This window comes from Verrucosispora sp. WMMD703, assembly GCF_049178935.1.
In the GTDB taxonomy this organism is placed as follows: Bacteria; Actinomycetota; Actinomycetes; order Mycobacteriales; family Micromonosporaceae; genus Micromonospora; species Micromonospora sediminimaris.
Window position 1 is genome coordinate 138,442 of record NZ_JBMHMM010000004.1, and the last position, 19,961, is coordinate 158,402.

19 protein-coding genes are annotated in these 19,961 nt (G+C 68.9%); 6 read left to right on the top strand and 13 right to left on the bottom strand.

Annotation, left to right across the window (positions count from 1 at the left end; all coding sequences use genetic code 11):
• Window positions 1-158: 158 nt before the first annotated feature.
• Window positions 159-1,688, bottom strand: coding sequence for a non-reducing end alpha-L-arabinofuranosidase family hydrolase (locus ACN26Z_RS01130; RefSeq protein WP_396887478.1), 1,530 nt, complete (start codon window positions 1,686-1,688; stop codon window positions 159-161).
• 550 nt (window positions 1,689-2,238) lie between these two features.
• Complete coding sequence (locus tag ACN26Z_RS01135; protein WP_282236485.1) at window positions 2,239-2,655, bottom strand: MarR family winged helix-turn-helix transcriptional regulator; 417 nt, start codon at window positions 2,653-2,655, stop codon at window positions 2,239-2,241.
• A gap of 84 nt (window positions 2,656-2,739) precedes the next feature.
• Here ACN26Z_RS01135 and ACN26Z_RS01140 point away from each other — a divergent pair, with 84 nt between their 5' ends.
• Window positions 2,740-3,609, top strand: a complete 870-nt coding sequence (locus ACN26Z_RS01140) for a hypothetical protein (RefSeq protein ID WP_421459615.1) — start codon at window positions 2,740-2,742, stop codon at window positions 3,607-3,609.
• A 68-nt stretch (window positions 3,610-3,677) separates the two neighbouring features.
• On the opposite strand, the gene ACN26Z_RS01145 is transcribed toward ACN26Z_RS01140, so the two are convergent.
• Together ACN26Z_RS01145 and ACN26Z_RS01150 are read right to left on the bottom strand one after the other, a co-directional pair.
• On the bottom strand, window positions 3,678-4,868 hold the full coding sequence (locus tag ACN26Z_RS01145) for a DUF2254 domain-containing protein (RefSeq protein ID WP_421459616.1): 1,191 nt from the start codon (window positions 4,866-4,868) through the stop codon (window positions 3,678-3,680).
• Entirely contained in the window at window positions 4,865-5,533 is a 669-nt protein-coding gene (locus ACN26Z_RS01150; RefSeq protein WP_282236482.1) for a hypothetical protein, read from the bottom strand. The genes ACN26Z_RS01145 and ACN26Z_RS01150 overlap by 4 nt, the downstream gene beginning before the upstream one ends.
• 266 nt (window positions 5,534-5,799) lie before the next feature.
• On the opposite strand from ACN26Z_RS01150, the gene ACN26Z_RS01155 reads away from it, so the two are divergent.
• Together ACN26Z_RS01155 and ACN26Z_RS01160 are read left to right on the top strand one after the other, a co-directional pair.
• Window positions 5,800-6,075 carry a BON domain-containing protein gene (locus ACN26Z_RS01155; protein WP_093411338.1) on the top strand — a complete coding sequence of 92 codons (276 nt, stop codon included), beginning with the start codon at window positions 5,800-5,802 and terminating at the stop codon, window positions 6,073-6,075.
• Window positions 6,068-6,583, top strand: coding sequence for a DUF421 domain-containing protein (locus tag ACN26Z_RS01160; RefSeq protein WP_282236481.1), 516 nt, complete (start codon window positions 6,068-6,070; stop codon window positions 6,581-6,583). Before ACN26Z_RS01155 ends, ACN26Z_RS01160 begins: the two co-directional genes overlap by 8 nt.
• Window positions 6,584-6,621: 38 nt before the next feature.
• Here ACN26Z_RS01160 and ACN26Z_RS01165 read toward each other — a convergent pair whose 3' ends face one another.
• The 4 genes from ACN26Z_RS01165 to ACN26Z_RS01180 all read right to left on the bottom strand — a co-directional run bounded on the left by ACN26Z_RS01165 (window position 6,622) and on the right by ACN26Z_RS01180 (window position 10,451).
• Window positions 6,622-6,954, bottom strand: coding sequence for a hypothetical protein (locus tag ACN26Z_RS01165; protein WP_093411342.1), 333 nt, complete (start codon window positions 6,952-6,954; stop codon window positions 6,622-6,624).
• 150 nt (window positions 6,955-7,104) lie between these two features.
• Entirely contained in the window at window positions 7,105-7,686 is a 582-nt protein-coding gene (locus tag ACN26Z_RS01170; RefSeq protein ID WP_093411412.1) for a lytic polysaccharide monooxygenase auxiliary activity family 9 protein, read from the bottom strand.
• A 333-nt stretch (window positions 7,687-8,019) separates the two neighbouring features.
• Window positions 8,020-9,081, bottom strand: a complete 1,062-nt coding sequence (locus tag ACN26Z_RS01175; protein WP_421459617.1) for a hemolysin family protein — start codon at window positions 9,079-9,081, stop codon at window positions 8,020-8,022.
• The gene (locus ACN26Z_RS01180; RefSeq protein ID WP_421459618.1) at window positions 9,078-10,451 is read right to left on the bottom strand and encodes a hemolysin family protein; all 1,374 of its coding nucleotides are present in this window, start codon (window positions 10,449-10,451) and stop codon (window positions 9,078-9,080) included. The genes ACN26Z_RS01175 and ACN26Z_RS01180 overlap by 4 nt, the downstream gene beginning before the upstream one ends.
• Window positions 10,452-10,969: 518 nt before the next feature.
• Between ACN26Z_RS01180 and ACN26Z_RS01185 the strand changes: the two genes are divergently transcribed.
• Window positions 10,970-12,598, top strand: coding sequence for an alpha/beta hydrolase-fold protein (locus ACN26Z_RS01185; RefSeq protein WP_282236479.1), 1,629 nt, complete (start codon window positions 10,970-10,972; stop codon window positions 12,596-12,598).
• Window positions 12,599-12,679: 81 nt separating this feature from the next.
• Here the strand turns inward: ACN26Z_RS01185 and ACN26Z_RS01190 are convergent, their stop codons facing one another.
• From ACN26Z_RS01190 to ACN26Z_RS01210, 5 genes are all read right to left on the bottom strand, one after another.
• Entirely contained in the window at window positions 12,680-13,873 is a 1,194-nt protein-coding gene (locus ACN26Z_RS01190; RefSeq protein WP_421459619.1) for a CehA/McbA family metallohydrolase, read from the bottom strand.
• Between the two features lie 191 nt (window positions 13,874-14,064).
• Window positions 14,065-14,337 (bottom strand): hypothetical protein, encoded by a 273-nt coding sequence (locus tag ACN26Z_RS01195; protein ID WP_282236477.1) that lies wholly within the window; start codon window positions 14,335-14,337, stop codon window positions 14,065-14,067.
• Between the two features lie 80 nt (window positions 14,338-14,417).
• On the bottom strand, window positions 14,418-16,235 hold the full coding sequence (locus ACN26Z_RS01200) for a carbohydrate-binding domain-containing protein (protein WP_421459620.1): 1,818 nt from the start codon (window positions 16,233-16,235) through the stop codon (window positions 14,418-14,420).
• A gap of 223 nt (window positions 16,236-16,458) precedes the next feature.
• Window positions 16,459-16,830: an ArsR/SmtB family transcription factor gene (locus ACN26Z_RS01205; protein WP_093411352.1), complete on the bottom strand. Its 372-nt coding sequence runs from the start codon at window positions 16,828-16,830 to the stop codon at window positions 16,459-16,461.
• Between the two features lie 44 nt (window positions 16,831-16,874).
• Window positions 16,875-17,891 carry an NAD(P)-dependent alcohol dehydrogenase gene (locus ACN26Z_RS01210; RefSeq protein ID WP_282236476.1) on the bottom strand — a complete coding sequence of 339 codons (1,017 nt, stop codon included), beginning with the start codon at window positions 17,889-17,891 and terminating at the stop codon, window positions 16,875-16,877.
• 198 nt (window positions 17,892-18,089) lie between these two features.
• On the opposite strand from ACN26Z_RS01210, the gene ACN26Z_RS01215 reads away from it, so the two are divergent.
• Together ACN26Z_RS01215 and ACN26Z_RS01220 are read left to right on the top strand one after the other, a co-directional pair.
• Window positions 18,090-19,265: a sensor histidine kinase gene (locus ACN26Z_RS01215; RefSeq protein WP_421459621.1), complete on the top strand. Its 1,176-nt coding sequence runs from the start codon at window positions 18,090-18,092 to the stop codon at window positions 19,263-19,265.
• Complete coding sequence (locus ACN26Z_RS01220) at window positions 19,262-19,927, top strand: response regulator (protein ID WP_282236474.1); 666 nt, start codon at window positions 19,262-19,264, stop codon at window positions 19,925-19,927. Before ACN26Z_RS01215 ends, ACN26Z_RS01220 begins: the two co-directional genes overlap by 4 nt.
• Window positions 19,928-19,961 lie beyond the last annotated feature (34 nt).

The window sequence follows — 19,961 nt, forward strand, 5'->3', positions numbered from 1 at the left end:
GACATCCACCGACTGACCGGGCGGGCTCGGTGTGGACCGAGCCCGCCCGTTCCGGCCCCACCCGATCGATCGCGGGGCGTGCCGGCGCTCATCCGATTCGGCGAGCGCCCTCATCCGCGACGATCAGGCATCTTTCGCGCCGGATCTGTGTCGTGTCGTCAGCGTTGCAGGGTGAGCAGGCCGGGACGGTAGGGCAGGCGACCGTAGTCGCCGCCGGAGTTGGGGTCACGGCCCTGGTACAGCAGTTGCAGGTTGCAGGGATCCACGGTCATGGTCTGGTCGGCGTTGGTGCGGATCAACTCGCCGTGGCTGATGTCGTTGGTCCAGGTGGCACCGCTGTTTGCCTTGCCCGCGAACGGGTTGCTCTCCGTCGCCGCCTGCGGGGTCCAGCTGCCACCAAGACTCGTGGCGGTGAACGACCGGAAGTAGCGGCCCTGGGAGCCAATCGCCTCGACGATCATCAGGTACCGCTGCTGGCCCTGGAGCTTGTAGACCTGCACCGCCTCGAACAGGTTGTTCGTCGAGTCGGTCATGATCGTGGTGTAGTTCGACCCGAAGCTGCCCGGGAAGTTCCCGATCGGCATGCTGGCCCGGTAGATGCGGCCGTTGTCGCCGGCGAAGAACAGGTACATGTTCTGGTCGTCACCGATGAGCGCCTGGTCGATCGGACCGGTACCGGAGTTCGAGATCGACCCGGTGAACAATGTCTGGTGCGCCGACCAGCTGTTCACGTTCGTCGGGTTCGTCGAGGTCCGGTACGAGAACGCCGGCCCACCCCACTGGTACGCCAACACCCAGACGTTACGCGGAGCGAAGTAGAACAACGACGGCGCGACGGCCGAGAACGGCATCGCGTTCTGGCTTGCCGAGCCCATCTGGTTCCAGTTCGAGAACAGACCGAAGTTCATCGAACCCCACGACGTGCCGGTGTCATGCGTGGTCCCGTAGACCAGGTGCTGACCGTTGTACGGCGCGTGGGTGAAGTCCTTCAACGACACCCAACCCGACCGCGGCTGCGCCAGCGGCCCGGTCGACGACCAGCGGTAGCTCGACGGCAGGTTGCAGGTGCCCGACGGGGGCGGCGTGGTCGGCGTCGGGTTTCCGCCGCCATCGATCCGGACCAGCTGCCACTGTTGGTTGGCGCCGTTCCAGTCGTCGTACTGCACGATGTTCCCGCCGTCGGCGGTCGAGGCGCCCTGCACCTCCATCACCTTGTTGCTGTTCCGGTTGATCAACCGGACGTAACCGCCGTCGGAGTCGGCCAACCGGAACTGCTGGTTCGCCCCGTTGTGGTCGGACCACTGCACGATGGCGGCGCCGTTGGCGGTCGACCAGTTGTAGACGTCAAGCACCTTGTTGGACAGCCGCGACTTCAGCCGGTAGTAGCCACCGCCCGAGTCCACGAACTGCCACTGCTGCTGGTTGCCGTTGTTCCGCGACCACTGGGTGATCCGGGCGCCGTCGTTCGTGGCCAGGTTGTACACGTCGAGGGCCTTGCCGCTGTTGCGGTTGACCAACACGTACCACGCGTTCGTGTCGACAGTCGCGGCGGCGGCCGGTGTCGACACCGCCACGGCGGCGGCACTACCGGCGACGACCGCAGTGACACCCGCCGCGGCGGCCCGCAACAACCACCTACGTGGCCGCGAGGGCGGCGGGAGAGCGGGAGATCTACCAAAGGCAGACATGTTCCTCCTTCAATGACCGAGAGCCGACCGGTCCGCCCGAGGATGGGCACACCGCCGAACATCTGCGCCGATTTGTTAGCGCTAACATCAACGTCGACGCGTCCCCGCACACGCCTGGTTCACCGGCCGGACGAAGCAGGCTCGCCCGGTAAGCCGTAGGCATCGCCGTCCTTGACCATCGACTGTGGGCGATAACACGTCGTTCGTCAAGACGTAATGTTCCGGAATCACGAGGCCGTGACGTTCCGGAATTATCAGACACCTGACCTGCTATCGCCACTCACCGCCCGCCTGCGACACCCACACCGCCCCACTCGGCCGAACAACCCACCGAGCACCCAACACCCCGCCGGCATGATGACGCTAACATTGATATTCACCCATCTGTTTGGCGACTCGCAAGGGTGCGTACGCCAGCCGGTCGGGCACCCACCAGCACCCGGCCGGGCCGGGCGGGCCGGGCGGTTTCGAGGCCAGGGAGGCGGCCGGGCGGGCATGAGGCCGGGGCGGCGGCCGGGCGAGTTCGAGGCCGGGCGCGACCAGCACGGCCCTACGACGTGGTGCCCAAGATCTTCCCCAGCAGGCCGGAAAGCTGGCGCCGCTCCTGGTCGGTGAGCAGCGCCAGCCGCTCGGCCGGGAACCCGAACGCGCCCCGGACGACGCGGCGCACGTCACGGCCGGCCGGGGTGATCGACACGCGCTTGATCCGCCGGTCGTCCGGGTCGGGTGCCCGCGTCACCAGGCCACGGGTCTCCATCCGGGAGACGAGCTGGGTGACGTTCGAGGCGTCGCACTGCAACTCCGAGGCGAGTTCCCCCATCGGGCGACTGTCCCCCGAGAGGTGTTCGAGCAGGCACGCCTGTGCGGCGCTGAGCCCGGCAACCTGCGCCGCGCGGTCGTAGGCTGCGTCGTAGGCGAGGACGAGGTCCCATACCTGCTGGGCAAGGGCGTCCGCGACCTCGGTCATGAGCACAGATTAGTTGACTCCCTCAGGTAACGCTGCTTTAGTGGGTCGAGGAACTTTAGTGAATCAACCAAAGGGTGGTTCGACGTGAAGAGTCCGCGCTCGGTGGGGGCCGGCAGGCCCCGCGTACTGGTGACAGGGGTCCGTGGCAAGACCGGGATGCCGCTAGCCAGGCTGCTTGTCGCGCAGGAGGGCGTTGACGTGCTCGGCGGCAGCAGCAACCCGACCTCGGTCGACATCGACGGCGTCCGCCCGACCGCCTTCTCCTGGGACGACCGATCCGGGTGGAAGGCAGCGACCGAGGGCGTGGACGCCATGTACATCGTCCGACCGGACCGTGCGGACGCGCCGGACCTCATCGGCGCACTGCTTGACGAGACGCCCGCCGGGGCCCGGATCGTCCTGCTGTCCGAGCAGGACGCCGACTACATGGGCACCGACGGATGGGCGCCGCGTGCCGAGCAGGCGGTACGCGACAGTGGTCACGCGTGGACGATCCTGCGGCCCAGCTGGTTCATGCAGGTCTTCACCGACCCGCGCTTCTACCGTGACCAGATCACCGACGGGTTGTTGCCGTTCTCCAGCGGTGGTGCCAGCCTGGCCTGGATCGACGCCCGGGACATCGCCGCCGTGGCCGAGCGGGCGCTGCGCAACGAGGAGCACGCCGGCCGGGTGTACGAGCTCACCGGCCCGGAGGCACTCTCCCTGCCGCACACCGCAGAGCTGCTCTCCGCCGCGGCAGGTCGTACGGTGACCGTTCGCGAGCTGACCATTGACGAGGTCGTGGACGGGACCACCGGCTTCGAGCGGGAACTCTTCGCGCTGACCTTCGAACGCGTACGGGCAGGCAGCTTCGCGCAGGTCACCGACTCCGTCGAGCGGGTGACCGGACGGCCCGCGCGATCGTTGCGGGATTTCCTGGCCGACGCCGGGCCGCCGTTCCGACACGGGATCTGACGCCTCGGCAGGCAGGTGCTCTGCGGCGAGTGCGGGTGGTCAGCGGCGAGGGCTCAAGGGTCCCGCCGTCATCTCGTCGGCAACCGCCGCCGGATCGCCGGCCGGTGGGCAGGGAGTGCCACCGAGTCGAGGTCGGCGACGACGGCGTCGAGCAGCCGGTTGATCCGTGGTTCCCCGGCAGCGGCGTTCCGCAGCTCGTCAATGATCATCGCCAGGTAGGTGTCGTAGGTGGGACGCTTCGCCAGCACCCGCACCGTGCCGTCGTCGTCCCGCACGATCCCCACCGGATCGGGCCGGGTCGCCAGCCGACGGAGCAGTTCGTGTGCCTCCTGGACGGCGCGAACCGCGGTGGTGACGTCGTTCGAGGCGGGAGAGAGCGCACGGGTGGCGATGTCCGCCAACTGGCGGAGACCGAATCCCACGTCCTGGCCCGGTGTGCGCTCGACGTCGATGGTGACCGAGTGGGCGACGCGTTCGACGGGCAGTGGGCGCGGCTCACCGCTGGGCAGCCGGTGGCAGCGCAGCAGCGGTGCTTCGGTGACCACGAAGTCTCCCGGCGCCGGTACGACTGTGATCGCGCAGTCGTGCTCGCGGGCCAGCCGGGCGAGCAGAGCGAGGTCGACGCTGGTGACCAGGCCCGCCGCTGCGGCCGGCACGACCTGCACCACCTCGCCCGGGACCTCGGCCGGCTCCTCGCGGTCCGGCACGTGCTGATCGATCGTGCGTCGGGTCTGCGCGCCGATGGCGACGATGATGTGCGACACCCGCATCACCGTGGTGATGTGGTGCAGGTAGTAGATGAACATGGCGGTGCTGGCCAGCACGAGCGACATCGACACGGCGAGCGAGAGTTCGGGCAGCCGCTCGCTGTCGCGGGCCGGCAGCGCCGCCAGCACCACCATCGCGAACAGAAAAGTCGCCACGAACGTTCCGAGCGTCGACTGGATGACCCGATCCTGCAGGAACGTGCGCAGCACCCGCGGGGAGTACTGGCTGCTGGCCAGTTGCAGCGCGACGACCGTGATGGAGAAGACCAGCGCAGTGAACGAGATCATCGCCGTGATGATCGACGACAGCAGGGACCGGGCCCCGGCGGGCCCGCTCGGCAGGATGGTCTCGACCGGCAGCCGCAGCCGCAGCTCCAGCACCGACAGCCCGATGGCCACCACCACAGCACTCGCCGCGAAGAGCGCCGGGATGAGCCAGAAACTCTGCCGTATCTCGGCGAGTCGGGCCGCGGCTGTACGGGGCCGGCTCACGTCGCCGCGGCCTTGCGCTCCCGGTCGGCACTCAGGAAGAAGGCGCCGAACGCCCCCGCAAGCGTGCCGAACACGACCACCGAGTAGATCGCGAGTACCAGTTCGACGACCTGGGCGAGCGGATCGTCGACGCCGAGTGGTTCACCAGTGATGGTGGTCATGGCGACATCGTGCAGCGCCGGTCCGTACGACCGGTAGGTGCCGGTGACGACCAGCAGTTGGCCGACGCTGAGGACGACCGTCGCGGTGATGATCGCCAGCCATGCGATCCGGTCGGTCAGCAACCTACCGGCGGAGCGCGAGCCGCGGACGGCGGCGGTGATGACGCCGCCGGCTCGGGCCGCACGCAGGGCGGAGGCGGCCCGGGCGAACCGGAGGAACGGCACGGCCAGGAAGATGAGCTGCCACCAGTTGCGTCGCCAGAACCGGCGGGCGTCATGGCGGGCCAGCCAGGCGCGCAGGGCGAACTCCCCCACGAACACCGCCCACAGCACCCAGCCCAGCACGGTCAGGGCCGTGGACAGCGTGGGATGTCCGGCGAGCGCCTGCCCGAGGACGACCAGCACGAAGAGCACGCCAAGGGCACCCATCGGCTTGTCGAGCCGGCGGGCGACACCGTTCAGTACCGCGTCCTCCGGTGCCTGCTCGTCGGTGGGCCGGCTCATCGCTGCGCCGGCCTGGCGGGGACGGGCACTGACGGCCCGCTCGGATGTCGGCGGTCGTGGCCACGACCGCCTGACCGGTGCCGCCCGTTCACAGGTACGTCGACCACGCGGACCGGTACCCGAAATCCACTGCCGCAAACGTCGAGCTGCCGATCTCCGCCGACCGTCACAGCCACGGGCAGAGACCGTCATGGGTTCGTCGTGTTGTCCGCCGTGGCCGCCGGGTAGGGCAGTCGTAGTAGACGAATCCCCTGAAGGAGTCAGCCATGACCCACCCCTGGTTCTTTCCCCACGACCTGCCGCCGCTGTTCTACGCCGAGCCCACAAGCGAAGACACCCGACTGGCCTGTCAGCTGCTCGCGAGCATGCAGCAGGACTCACGCCTGCGTCAGGAGCGAATCTGCATCGAGGTGCAGAACCGGGTGGTGGTGCTCGACGGCACGGTGAGCACGGCCGAGATGAGTGCCGAGGCCCATGCCCTCGCCTGGCGTACACCGGGAGTGCACGACGTCAGCAATCGGCTCCGCCACCTCGGTGAATGACCTGAACACCGCCGACCTGGTACGCCTGCTCGTGGTCGCGGCGATCATCTATCCGGCGCTCGTGGTGATCCTGCGGGTTTCCGGCAAGCGGACCCTGTCCAAGCTGAACGCCTTCGACTTCGTGGTCACGGTCGCGTTGGGCTCGACGCTGGCGACCATCCTGCTGTCGCGGGACGTGTCGCTGGTGGAGGGAATCCTCGCCCTGATCCTGCTGGTGGCGTTGCAGTACGCGGTCGCGCTGCTCGCCGTACGCTGGCCACCGTCGCAGAAGGTGCTCAAGGCCCGGCCCACCATGCTGCTCCGGGACGGGCAGTTACGAAGCGAGACCTTGCGGTCCACCCGGGTGGCGGAGAGTGAGATCCGGCAGGCCGCCCGCAGCCAGGGCGCGGGTGACCTCCACGACCTTGCCGCTGTCGTGCTGGAGACGGACGGCAGCCTGAGCATCATCACCCGCGACCAGCTCGGTGACGGCAGCACCCTCGTCGACGTACGCGACGAGGGACGGTAGCCGGTCGGTCAACGCATGGTTTCGCCGCACAGCCGGCGTCAGCCCTCGATCGGTGGACGGTCGATGTTGAGGTGGAATGCGCGCTCCTCGGCCTCCTGACGGGCGGCGACGAAGTCGCGCTGCCAGTCCTGGGCATCGTCCGGAATGCGGGCGACCACGTGCTCGCCGTGCACCCGCCCGTCCGCGTCGGTCAGGGTGACACCGACGACTGTGTGCCCACGCCCCGGTATGGCGTAGTGGCGCACCGCCCAGCGGGCGGACATCTGCGCGGCATGGCGTCGGCGTCGCGCACCGCCCGTCAGAACCACGGAAACCAGCAGGACGGCGATCAGCACGACGACGGAGATGGCCAGGAACGCGATGATCCGCACCCGCCCGAGGCTACCCCGCTGCCGGCCGGTGGTGCAGCGTACGAGGACCTCACCGGAGAACCGGACAGGCCATACCACCAGCTCCGACAGGCCTCGGCTCCGACCCGTCCGTCCGGGCCGGAGCCGAGCTGCGCCTGGCGATCGGGTGGATCAGACGATGTTGATGTCGCTGCACCACATGTAGGTCTGGTCCATGTGCGACGCCTTCCAGATCACGAAGAGGACGTGCTGTCCCGAGCGTCCGGACGTCGAGACGTTGAACGAGATGTTCTGCGTCGGCGCGTAACGCCCGGTCTGCGTGATCAGATCGATGTTGCCCCAACCGACGCGCTGCGTGTTCGGATTGAACCCTTGCCGGGTGAGGTAGACCCGGAAGAAGTCAGCGCCGTGGCTGGCCTGGTCGTAGAACTGGAGCGTGAAGTTGCGGCTGACGGTGGTCGCCTTCCAGGCTCCCGGCTGGTTCAGCGCGTCGTTCCTGGAGAGCGCGTTGCTGCAGAGCTGTCCGTCGGGCGTACGGGCCTGGTACTGCCCGCCGAGGCCGTCCCGCAGCTGACTCATCCAGTTCCACATGGTGTCGGGGTTGGCCTGGAACGCCCGGTAACACATGGGGTCCTGCGTCTGCAGCGCCGGATCCATGTGCCGGTGGCCCCAGTTCTGCCAACACTGGTAGGCGCGGGTCGCCGGGTTGATCACAGTGCCGTGGGCCTGGGCGGCACCCGTCCAGGGCAGCATGGCGGCCACCACTGTGAGTGCCAGGAGCAGCGCCCGGACGGCGGGCCGGGATTGCCGGCCTGATTGGTGGGGATGGTGTGAACGCACGATGCATCCTCCATTTCTGACGCGCTCACCGGGACGGGTTTGGGAGCGCTTCCAGCGAGTATCACACCAATCGGACAAGATATCAATGATCGTCTATTGATATCCGTTGTTCAAATATCGCCGGAGTCGCCGTCCTGATCAGCACGACTCCCGCCCCGGAACGTGCAGGGAGAGGCGGCATACAACGATCAACAATTGGCGCGGTCATCGGGACCGGTCGTGCCGCGCCTCCACTGGCGCCCTTTGTCAGTGGGCCAACGCGGGGTCGGTGGTGCGCTGGGTCGCGTCGCGTACCTCGCCGACGAGCTTCTCCACCACGTCCTCCAGGGCGGCCAGGCCGAGGAGTTGGCCGGTCGAGTCGACGACGGTGGCGAGGTGGGCGCCCCGGTGTTGCATGACGGTGAGCGCGTCGCGCAACGGTCGTGCGGCGTCCAGGGTGACGAGCGGACGGATCAGTTCCGGGTCGAGCGGCTCGTCATGCTGTTCCGCCGGCAGCCCGAGGATGTCCTTGACGTGGACGTACCCGGTGAGCCTGCCCTCCGGATCGGTAAGCGGAAACCGAGAGTATCCGGTTATCGCGCACTGGCGTTCCAGTTCCGCCACGGTGGTGTCCTGAGGCAGGGTGACCAAGGCTGCCAGCGGAAGCGCCACGGTAGCGGCGGCCTGGTCGTTGAAGGCCAGCGCGCCGGTGAGCAGGTCGTGCTCGTGCTGGTCGATCAGTCCCTCCTGCCGGGACTGGGCGATGAAACCGGCGATCTCCTCGTTGGTGAAGCTGGAGGCGACCTCATCTCTCGGCGTGACCCGGAGCAGCCGCAGAACCGCGTTGGCGATCTGGTTCAGCAGCCAGATCAGCGGGCGGAGAACGTTGACGATGCCGTAGAGCACCGGCCCCAGGATCAGCGCGGAGCGTTCCGGACCGGCGAGAGCGATGTTCTTGGGCACCATTTCACCGAGCACCATGTGCAGAAACACGACGACGGCCAGGGCGATGGTGAACGCGATCGGGTGCAGCAGCGCCTCGGGCACTCCAACGGCGGCGAAAGGCTTCTCCAGCAGGTGCGCCACGGCGGGTTCACCGATCGCGCCGAGGCCGAGAGAGCAGACCGTGATGCCGAGTTGCGCACCGGCCATCATCAGGGAGACGTTCTCCATCGCCCGCAGCGTCACGCGGGCGATGGAGGAGCCAGCCGCCGCACGAGGTTCGATCTGCGTACGACGGGCGGAGATCAGGGCGAACTCCGCCCCGACGAAGAAGGCGTTGCCGGCCAGCAGCACCACGGCCAGCAAAATCGCGGTGACGTCACTCATGACCGGGTTCCCTCGCTGGGCTGGTGGACGGCGGAAGGACGCAGGGTGAGTCGGTCGACCCGGCGGCCGTCGAGCCGGATGACCGCAAGTTCCGCAGAAGCGGAGGTGGGCAGCCCGTCGGCGTCGGGGTGGTTCCGGTCGGCCACGGGCACGGTGATGGTGTCGCCGACCTGCGGGAAGCGGCCGAGACGCTCGGTCACCAGCCCGCCGAGGGTGTCGGTGTCCCGCGCCTCCGGTAGATCGAGGCCGATCAGTCGGGACGCCTCGTCGGGACGCAGCAGACCGGAGAGCGTCCAGGTGCCGTCGGCGGCCCGGTGGTGGCGGCGGTGGGGAGCGTCCTGCTCGTCCGCGATCTCACCGACGATCTCCTCGACGAGATCCTCCAGGGTGACGACACCGGCGGTGCCCCCGTACTCGTCGACGACGACCGCCACCTGCAACCCGTGCCCTCGCAGTACCGCCAGCAGCGGGTCGAGCGGCATGGTCTCGGGCACCTCGGGAAGGTCCGCCATGATCGCCCGGACCGGCCGGGTCTGCCGCTGTTCGGCGGGTACCGCCAGGGCGTGCTTGAAATGCACCACGCCGACGACGTCGTCCACGCCGGCACCGGTGACCGGGAATCGGGCGTGACCACTGTCGGCAGCGAGGCGCAGTACATCCCCTGCGGGCGCGTCGGCGGGGACGAACTGAACCCGGTTGCGCGGGGTCATGACATCGGCCGCAGTGCGCTCGCCGAAATCGATCGAACGCGCGACGAGTTCCGCGGTCCGCGCATCGAGCGTGCCCTCCCGGCCGGACCGGGTGACCAGCGACGCGAGTTCCTGCGGAGAGCGCGCCGAGGCCAGCTCCTCGGTCGGTTCGATGCCCACCAGGCGCAGAATTCGGTTGGCCGTGCCGTTGAGGAACCGGATCAGCGGCCCGGCGGCGGTCGTGAAGCCACGCTGTGCTCCCGCCACGGCACGGCCGACACGTAACGGTTCGGCGATCGCCCAGTTCTTCGGGACGAGTTCACCGAAGACCATCTGGAAGCCGGTCGCCAGTGCCAACGCCAGGGTCACCGACAGAGCGGTGACCGCAGAATCGGACAGACCTGCCATCCCGAGTGGGCCACGCAGCAGCGTGGCCAGGGACGGTTCGGCCAGGAAGCCGACCACCAGACTGGTGACGGTAATGCCCAACTGCGCCCCGGAAAGCTGGGTGGACAACGTCCGTAGCCCCTTGAGCAGGCCGACGGCCCGGCGGTCGCCAGCCTCCGCTCCGCGCTCGACGGTGGCCCGGTCGACCGTCACGAAGGCGAACTCCGCAGCCACGAACAGCGCGTTGGCCGCGATCAGCAAAACCGCGACGGCCAACAGTAGCCACTCAGTCACCAGCAGAACCCCTCTCGGCCTTCGGGCTGGTCAGGACTGGGAGGCTCACCGTCGCTGGACATGCCGGCCAGCGTAGGCAGGGATGCTGAGTCGTTGCTGTGTGCCCGACGCCACGCCGACCTGATCATTGCCGGGGCTGCGGGCCACCGACCGTCACCACCAGATTCATGGTTGGTAGCGGTCGCCCATGCCGGCTCGGTGATCAGGTGACGCGGTCAGGTGGGTGCGGTTCGAGCCGCCGCACCACCCCGGTCGGGCCGTGACCAGGAGCGACCGATCACTTAACACCGCGGCAACACCCTTGACACCCGAAGGTGAGCCCGGCCACACTACCGAAGCTAATTCGATTTAGCTTTACGCCGTACCCAGCACGGGTCGTCCACATCGGGCCGGAACAAGCGCCCGGCCGCGCCCCGCACTCGGCGGGAGGCGAGGCGGGAAGTCCCTCGGTCGCCAATGTCCGAAAAAGGCTGTAGATCCCCATGAGGCTGCGAGAGACCACAGAGGAGTAGTCCCAGATGAGGAAAGCGATCGGAAGACGCCGGCTCAGCCGTGCGATCTCGTTACTCGCGATCATGTCGCTTGGCGCTGGTGCCAGCGCCACCCTCTCCGCACCAGCGGCCGTCGCCGGGAAGCGCCCGGTTGTCGAGGGCGCGACCGTCAAGCCGGACCACGGTTCACCGACCGGGTACACCGTCACGTTCGTCTACCACAACCCGAATGCGACGCAGGTTCGCCTGGCCGGTGACCTGACGCTGCTCGACCTCGATACCGGCAACACCCGGTACCAGCCTGAAGAGTGGCAACCAGGGCGGTACCACGCCGGAGGCACCGAGTTCCTCCGGGACATGACCAGGGACTCGAAGGGATACTGGTCGGTCTCGCTGCCGTTGCACGCTGGTGGGATCAGCTACTGGTACCGGGTCTGGGATCCCACCCAGGGCTGGGAGAACAAGCGCATCTGGGATCCCGCCTCGACGAACCCTCGCCCTCCGGGTGAGTCGTCGTTCCGGGTCAGGAACAACGACGTCCTCGATGCGGTGTACGTGCCGTACGCCAAGAAGCAGAACGACCCGGTGCTGAAGGCGCGTGCGGAGTACGAACTCCCGATCGCGAACCGCAAGAAGCGTGGCACCGTCAACTACATCCCCTACACCACGATTCTCGGCGACAGCGGCCACTACCTCGGTGTCTACCTGCCCGCCAACTACGACCCGAAGCGGGCCGAGCCGTACAAGGTGGCGTACCTCGCCCACGGCATCTTCGGTGACGAGACCGACTTCATGGTCCCGGCGAACGTCCCCAACATCCTGGACAACATGACGGCCAAGGGCGAGATCGAGCCCACCGTGGTGGTCACCATGGGGAACCACTTCACCGGCACCAGCCTCGGCTTCGGTTCCTACAACCAGACGAACGCCGCCAACAACCTGGTCCAGACGATCCTTCCGCTCATCGAGGAGAAGTACAACGTCTCGACCGAGCGGGAAGGTCGCGCCTACGCCGGGTTCTCCTACGGCGGCATGACGGGCGCCCACGTCATCAGGGGCTACCCGACCACGTTCGCCTACTACGGGCACTTCTCCGGTAACCCGTCGCTGTCCGCTCAGGACTACGACAACGTCGCCGCCGCGGTCGGGGACGACGACCTCTTCGTGTTCCTCGGCAACGGTGTCTTCGAGGGCAACCTCAACGCCCAGAACGCCATCGCGGACAACTTCCGGGCTCGGGGATACGCCGCCAGGACGACCCAGGTCCCCGGTGCGCACGACGGCATGACGGCGAGCCAACTGTTCACGATCTTCGCCCGTGACCACCTCTGGTCGGAAGTCGACACCGTGGGCACGGCGCGGACAGTGGTCAAGGCGAAGGCCACGCCGGCGTCGATCGCCAGTGGTGGCATCTTCAAGCTGCACGTCGACGTGCGGGCACAGACCCGGCACAAGAAGGCGCCGAAGGTGACTGGCGAAATCACTGTCACCTTCGGTGGCGGCACCCACGTGGTGCCGCTGGCCGGCGGCAAGGCCGTGGTGAAGCTGCCGACCACCGGGTTGTCGGCAGGTGTGTACCCGGTCCACGTCGCCTACTCCGGTGACCGGAACTACGCGCCCGCCGCTGGAGTCCACCAGCAGCTACGAGTCCGCTGACACGCGATGTGGTGGGCCGGCGACTCCCGTCGTCGGCCCACCACTGGTGACCCGGGCCCCGCCGGGACGGGACGCTCGCGCTCAGGGGCGTAGCCACCACGGGCTGGTGTACGCCACTCCGAAGTCGTTGCACGGGTGACCGGCCGGCCCGGGTGTGCCGTTGGGCAGCGACGGATCGGAGACGCGGAGCACCACCCAGTCGCCGTCGGCGACGTTGAGCGGCACCGTGAAGTCGGTGACCCGACCGTTGACCGTGTCGATGACATCGACGACGGTCGGCGCGGAGGTGCCGGGCCGCAGGACCTGGATCCGCAGCGGCTTGCCGTCCCAGACCGGCCCACGGTCGAGGTCCAACAGGAACCGCACGTCGCCGGAGGTCACGTTCAGCACGCCACCCATGCGTACGTCGTTGGCAGTGGCGTCCACCCGCAGGCCGGAGACGCGGGTGGCGAAGGATCGGCGGGCCGCCATCGCCTCGAACACCGCGGCCCGGGTGTTCTCGGTGACCCACAGGCCGCTGCGCCCCTTGCCTTCGTGGAAACCCCAGGTGGTGCCGTGTTCGTCGGTGACGCCGGTGAGGCCGGGCCGCCACCCGGCGTTTAGGCAGGCCACCAGCGGCGACGTCATCCCGGACGACCAGCCTTCGAACAGGTAGTCGTCGGTACGGTTGAACATCTCCAACCCCACCAGTTGGTCACGGGCCGAGGCGTTGAACGAGAAGTTGTCGAACCGGCCCAGCTCACGGCCGGGGTGGTTGAAGCTGGCCAGCCCGCCCGGCCGACCCGTCAGCCAGCGGTACAGGCTGCCGGTGCTGCCGGCCCGCCACAGGTCGGCGAAGTCAGAGGTGTTCCACACGTTCATGTGACCCTGCAACGGATGGGACCACTCGAATCCACGGATCGCGGTGAACTGGCCCGGGTCGTTCGCGGCGTTGGCGAGGTCGCCGGTGGTCCGCCACTCGGACGAGCTGATCCCCTCGATGGCGAAGAGCGTGGCGTGGTCGGTGAGCGCGGCGACATCCAGACCGGCCTCGCGCATCGAGGCGAACGCGGCCTCGGGGCTGCCGTCACCGTCCGACACGACGGTGTGGTTGTGCATGTCGGCGTGGACCAGCATCGTGCCCTGGCTGACCAGGGAGGTCCGAGCGGCGCCCGCCGCCGTGGTAGCGGTCGGGGCGCTGGCCATCGTCGTGCTGGCCGCCTGGGCCGAGGCCGGCAGCGCGGCCAGCATCAGCGCGCCGCCGGTGCCGGCCAGCAGCGCCCGTCGGCCAAGCATCGGCGGGACGTTGACCTGACCGTACGGCACCTCGTCGGCGGGTCGGTGGTCGTGATGACAGTGATGGGGGTGGTGTCCACTCATAGGCAAACATGAACATGTCTCTACTGGACGATGCCACAAAGCTGGGTCATCGTTCAGGCGAACACCTGCCGTACAGAGCTTCCCCGGCCCTTACCGACGCCGGGGGTTCACTGACGGTCGGTCTTCGACAGTCGTCCGGGCAGCCGGCCGAGCACGGCGTCGATGTCGCGCAGTGCAGTGTCGCTGCCCAGATGCTCCCGCTCCTCGCCGAGCGACGCGTGCTCCCCGCAGAACCACACCGCACCTGCCGGATGCCCCACCCAGCCGGGTGGGGGGTTGACGGCGTCGGCGAAGTACACCAGCACGAAGTCGCTGCGCGCGTCGCCGAGCGGTGACTGAGCTGGTTCGAGGTGACAGACGTGACAGCGCGGGGGCAGCATGCGAGCAGTCTGGCAGCTCACGGCCAGGGGAGCCCGGCACCAGGTGGTGCCGGGCTCCCCTGATGGGCGGTGGATACCGATCAGTTCGCGGTGCAGGACAGGGTCGGTACGCTGTTGCTGCCGTTCCAGCTGCCGAGGAATCCGAAGGTGGCACTGGCTCCGGCGCCGAGTGACCCGTTGAAGGAGACGTTTGTCGCCGTCACCGCCGAACCGCTGGCGCTGATGGTCGCGTTCCACGCCTGACTGATCGTCTGGCCGTTGGCGAAGGTCCAGGACACCCGCCAACCGTTGATCGCGGACGAGCCGGCGGTGACCCGCACCTCACCCTGGAATCCGCCCTGCCACTGACCGGCGACGCTGTAGGTCGCCGTACAGCCCCCAGCGCTCGGTGGCGGGGTCGTCGGGTTCGGCGGCGGGGTGGTCGGGCTCGGGGGCGGGGTGGTGGGCGGCGGGGTGGTCGGCGGCGGCCAGCCCGGGCCGCCGGGGGGCCAGCCCACCAGGCCGCCGCGGTACTGGCCGGCGACGACGGTCATCAGTCGGGTGGCTCCCGCGATGCTGCCGCCACTGGTGGCCATGCCGCCGACCGTGGTGCCGGAGAGGCTACCGCCCAGGTAGACCTCGTAGGTCTGTCCGTGCTGGATCCGGTTGGAGGAGAAGACCACCTCCCGGAAGTTCTTGGGGGAGCGGTAGGAGGCGAGCACCTGCCCCGCGGAGACCAGGTGAAGCAGGGTGCCGGCCGGCTGGCTGCTGGACAACTGGGGAGCGACCCAACCCTGACCCGACGTCGGCGGCAGGCTCAGCACCGCCATCGAGGTCGAGCCCGCCCCGAGCATCGTGCCGCCGTTGAAGTGGACCGGGCCGTTCGAGTCGATCGCGCCCTCACCGGGGCTGCCGGTGCTCGGTCCGCTGACCACGACGGTGCCGGCGGCGAAGGTCACCGAACCGTTGGAGTCGATGCCGTCGATGCTGGAGTTGACCAGGGTGGTCCCGCCGGTGAACCGGACGAAGGCGTTCGGTGCCACATCGAAGTCGCCGTACCCCTCCTCGACGGCGTTGATCGCGTCGTCGCGGGCGGTGACGTTGACGGTGCCGCCACTGATGGTGACCTGCCGACTCTCGATCGCCTCGTAGGAGTTGGTGACGGTGACGGCGCCGCCGGAGATGGCGACGGTGTTCTCGCCCTTGATGGCGTCGTCCCCGGCGTTCACCCGCACGGTGCCGTTCGTGATGGCGAGTCGTCCCCGGTCCGCCTCGGTGTCGTCGGACTTGATGCCGTCGCCGCCGGCGGTGACGTCGAGGTTGCCTCCGGTGATGTCGAGGAAGTCCTTGCCCCGGATGCCGTCGTCGACCGCGTTCACCGTGATCGTGCCGGACTCGATGACCAGGCCGTCCTTGCTGGTGATGCCGTCGTACGCGTTGCCCCGCACGGTCAGCGCACCGGTTCCGGTGATCCGCAGGTCCGCCTTGCTGAACAGGGCGGCGTTCGGCTCGTCGGTGTTCGGGTCCGGATAGACGTAGCTGGTCGCGTCGGAGAGTCGGTTGGTGGTGCCGGCAGCGAGCGTGATCACGACCTGGTCGGCGTCGGCGACCTGCAACGGCGCGTTGCTGGAGTTGCTGATCGTGGCGCCGTTGAGGATCAGTTCGACGGCACCCGAGGCGGCGGTGTCGACGTTCAGATAGCCGTCGTTGAGGGTGCCGCTGATCTCGTAGGTGCCCGGCGCGGTGATCGTCACGGCCCGTCCGGCGATGGTGACGTCGGCGCTGGGGCTGGTGGCGCTGGCGCCGGTCAGCGTGATGGGTACGGTCGCCTGCGCGGTGGCCGGTGCCCCCAGTGGGCCGGCGATCAGTGCGATCGCGAGCCCGACGGGGAGAATGGCTCTCAGCGGGATGCGTTTCATGGCTCTGTCCTGACTCGGATGGATGGGACGGGATCCACGCGTTCGGTAAACTATAGATGAACGTCGATGGGTTTTCCCTGATCGCCCACAATGTGGCCACCGCATCCGTCGTCGGCTGGAAACGCCGACGGGCCGATGGCCATGAGAACGGCCATCGGCTCAGTGACGTACCGCAGGACGGGTGCCGGGTCGGCCGGCTCGGAGGCCGGCCTTCGACGGCCCGTCAGCGGCTCTTCTTCGCCGCCCGCTTTCGGGGTGGCGTCAACAGGTCGGCGATCGCGGCGATCGCGGACGGCACCAGGCGGTAGTACGCCCAGACGCCACGCTTGTCCCGCTCCAGCAGGCCAGCCTCGGTCAGAATCCGCAGGTGATGACTCACGGTCGGCTGGGAAAGCCCGAGCGGCGCGGTGAGGTCACTCACGGACGCCTCCCCGGTCGGAGACGACTGGATGAGGCTGAGCAGCCGCAGCCGCGCCGGGTCGGCAAATGCCTTCAGCACTCCCGCGAGGCGCTCGGCATCGGCAGGTTTGATCGGCTCGCCGGTGAGGGGCGAGATGGCGGGCGTCGTAGTCTTCGCAGTTCCCACGCCTTGCATCGTTGCAGCAACAAGCACCGATCGGTGGTGAAACGAGGGCTGGATCACCGTGAGTTGTCCGAGAAAATGCTGATGACGACCTTGGCGCGGGCGTGCTCGGTCTCGACATACCGGATCGCGTCGGGTACCTCGTCCAGCCGGTAGGTCCGATCGATGACCGGGGCCAACCTGCCGGACTCGGCCAACTCCCGCAGCGTCGCGAGGTGCCCCCGACCTGCCGCCGCGGACGGCGCGACGATGCGGTGCCGGACGAAACGCCCTACCAGTGGTCCCCGGATCAGCATGCTCATCGGCCCGAAGACACTGCCGCCGGTGAACACGCCGCCGCCGGACAGCAGCAGTGTCCCGTCGGTGGTCAGCACCCGCCGACAGTCGGTCAACGACCGGTTGCCGACCAGATCGAGCAGCACCTCGTAGCGGCGGCCCGCGCGGACGGCGTCGGTGCGGGTGAAATCCTCCCTGGTGTAGTCGACGACATGATCCGCACCGAGCGACCGGACCAGTTCGACGTTGCGGGACCGGCACACCGCGGTCACCTGCGCGCCGTACGCCTTGGCCAACTGCACCGCGAAGGTGCCCACCCCGCCGGACGCCCCGTTGATCAGAACGTGCTGCCCGGCCCGGAGTTCGGCGGCGTCGCGTAGGCAGACCAGGGCGGTGGTGGCGGCCAACGGGATCGCCGCCGCCTGCTCGAAGCTCAGGTTCGCCGGCTTCGCCGCCACCAGGTTCTCGGCCACGCACACGTACTCGGCGAACGCGCCACCGGCGGGGCCGGCCTCGCCGTACACCTCGTCGCCGGGCCGGAAGCGGGTCACCGCCCGGCCGACCGCCTCGACCCGACCGGCGAAGTCCTGGCCCCGGATCGGCGCGGTGGGCCGACGGAGCCCGAACGTCAGCCGGGACAGGTACGGGTCGCCCCGCATGGCGTGCCAGTCGTACGCGTTGACCGAACTCGCCCGCACCCGGACCAGCACCTCGTCGTCGCCGGGTGTCGGTACGTCGACCTCACTCAGCCGCAGGACGTCGGGTGAACCGTACCGGTGCTGCACGATCGCCTTCATCGAAACTCCTCGCCGTCGCGTGTCGAATGCTCTGCCACTGAGCCTGTCGGCACGGGTCGGGCAATACGTCGGTGTGCCGGCGGCACCGTTGCTACTCCCCGCGCGGCAGCGGGCGGGCCGTGCTACTCCCCGGGGAGTACGCCGCACTGCCACCGTCGGGGCTGCCGAGGTCGACGCCGATCGGCCTACAGTGCGAGCATGAGCCGGTCCAGCCCCGCTGCCGACATGGCGTTCCCCGGCGAGCGGCCGAAGTCGCGGCCCGGGCCGGGCCTGGCGGTGCTGACCGCGCTCGCACAGCCGGTCGGCACCGCGATCGTCGCCGGTTGGCAGCACGCCAGCGTCGGGGTCGTCGGGTACGTGCTGCTGGTGTTCAGTGGGCTGGCGCTGGCCGACCGGCACCGGTTCCCACGGCGGAACTTCCTGATCGTGGTCGCCGCCACCCTGGCGTACCACCTGCTGAATCGGCCGGTCGGGGTGAGTCTGCTGGCGCCGATGATCGGCGCGGCGGTGGCCATGGTCGCCGGCCACCGGTGGCTGGTGGCGGCGGCCTCCGCCGGGTCGTACGCAGTCTGGGTGCTGGTCAGTGGCGCCACCCTGAACCAGGCGTTGACGGCGTTGGCGCTGATCGCCGGCGCCGGCCTGGTCACCGAGATCGGCATCCTGGTCGCCGCCGAGGTCCAGAACGGCATCGCGGAGCAGCGCCGGCTGTCCGAGGAGCGGCAACGCCGCCGAGCCAGTGAGCAGCGGCTGCTTATCGCCGCCGAACTGCACGACGTACTCGGTCACCACCTCTCGCTGATCAACATGCGGGCCGGCGTCGGTCTGCATCTGATGGATCGCGACCCGGAGCAGGCCCGGGCGGCGCTCGACGCGATAGCGCAGTCCAGCGCGGAGGCGCTGCGCGAGGTGCAGGCGGTGCTCAACACGCTCTACCCGACCGGCGAGGCCGCCCCGCGAGCCCCCGCGCCCGGGCTGGACCGGCTCGCCGAGCTGACCGGAGACGCCGCGCTGCCGACCCGGACCGTGATCGACGGTACGGTCCAGCCGCTGCCCGCGGCCGTGGACCGGGCCGCGTACCGGATCGTGCAGGAGGGGTTGACAAATATCCGCCGGCACGCCGGTACGGGTGCCGCCGCCACCGTCACCATCGGGTATCGGCAGGATGCGTTGGTGGTCGAGGTCGACGACGACGGTGGCGGTGTGCGGCAGCCGGCGCCGGCACCTGCGGGGAACGGCATCACGGGGATGCGGGAGCGAGCTGCCTCGTTGGGCGGTGAGCTGACCGCCGGGCCAGCGCCGGACGGCAGCGGCGGCTGGCGGGTACGCGCCACCCTGCCGCTGGGGCGTGACCAGACGCGGGAGGCGACATCGTGATCCGGGTTCTGCTCGTCGATGATCAGGTGCTGGTCCGGGCCGGTTTTCGCGCGCTGCTGGACGCGGAGCCGGACATCACCGTCGTCGCCGAGGCCGGCGACGGTGCGCAGGCGGTCCGGCTGACCCGGCAGACCGTTCCGGACGTGGTCCTGATGGACATCCGGATGCCCGGGGTGGACGGGTTGGCCGCCACCCGGCAGATCACCGCCGACCCGGAGCTGTCCGGGGTACGGATCGTCGTGCTCACCACGTTCGAGCTGGACGAGTACGTCGGAGAGGCGCTACGCGCCGGTGCCGCCGGGTTCCTGGTCAAGAACACCCAACCGGCCGAGCTGATTCAGGGGGTACGGGTGGTGGCCGCCGGCGACGGGCTGCTGTCGCCGAGTGTGACCCGGCGGGTGATCGAGCAGTTCGCCGCCGGTACCGCCACGCCTGTCGCACCTCGGCGGCTGGCCGAGCTGACCGAACGGGAACGGGAGGTGGTGGCTCTGGTCGGCACCGGGCTGTCCAACGACGAGATCGCCGCGCGGCTGGTGGTCAGTCCGGCTACCGCCAAGACACACGTGTCCCGGGCGATGGTCAAGCTCGGCGCCCGGGACCGCGCCCAGCTGGTGGTGTTCGCGTACGAGGCCGGTCTGGTCCGGCCCGGCTGGCTGCCCTGACGTCAAACCCCGATCGACAGACCGACACCCGACA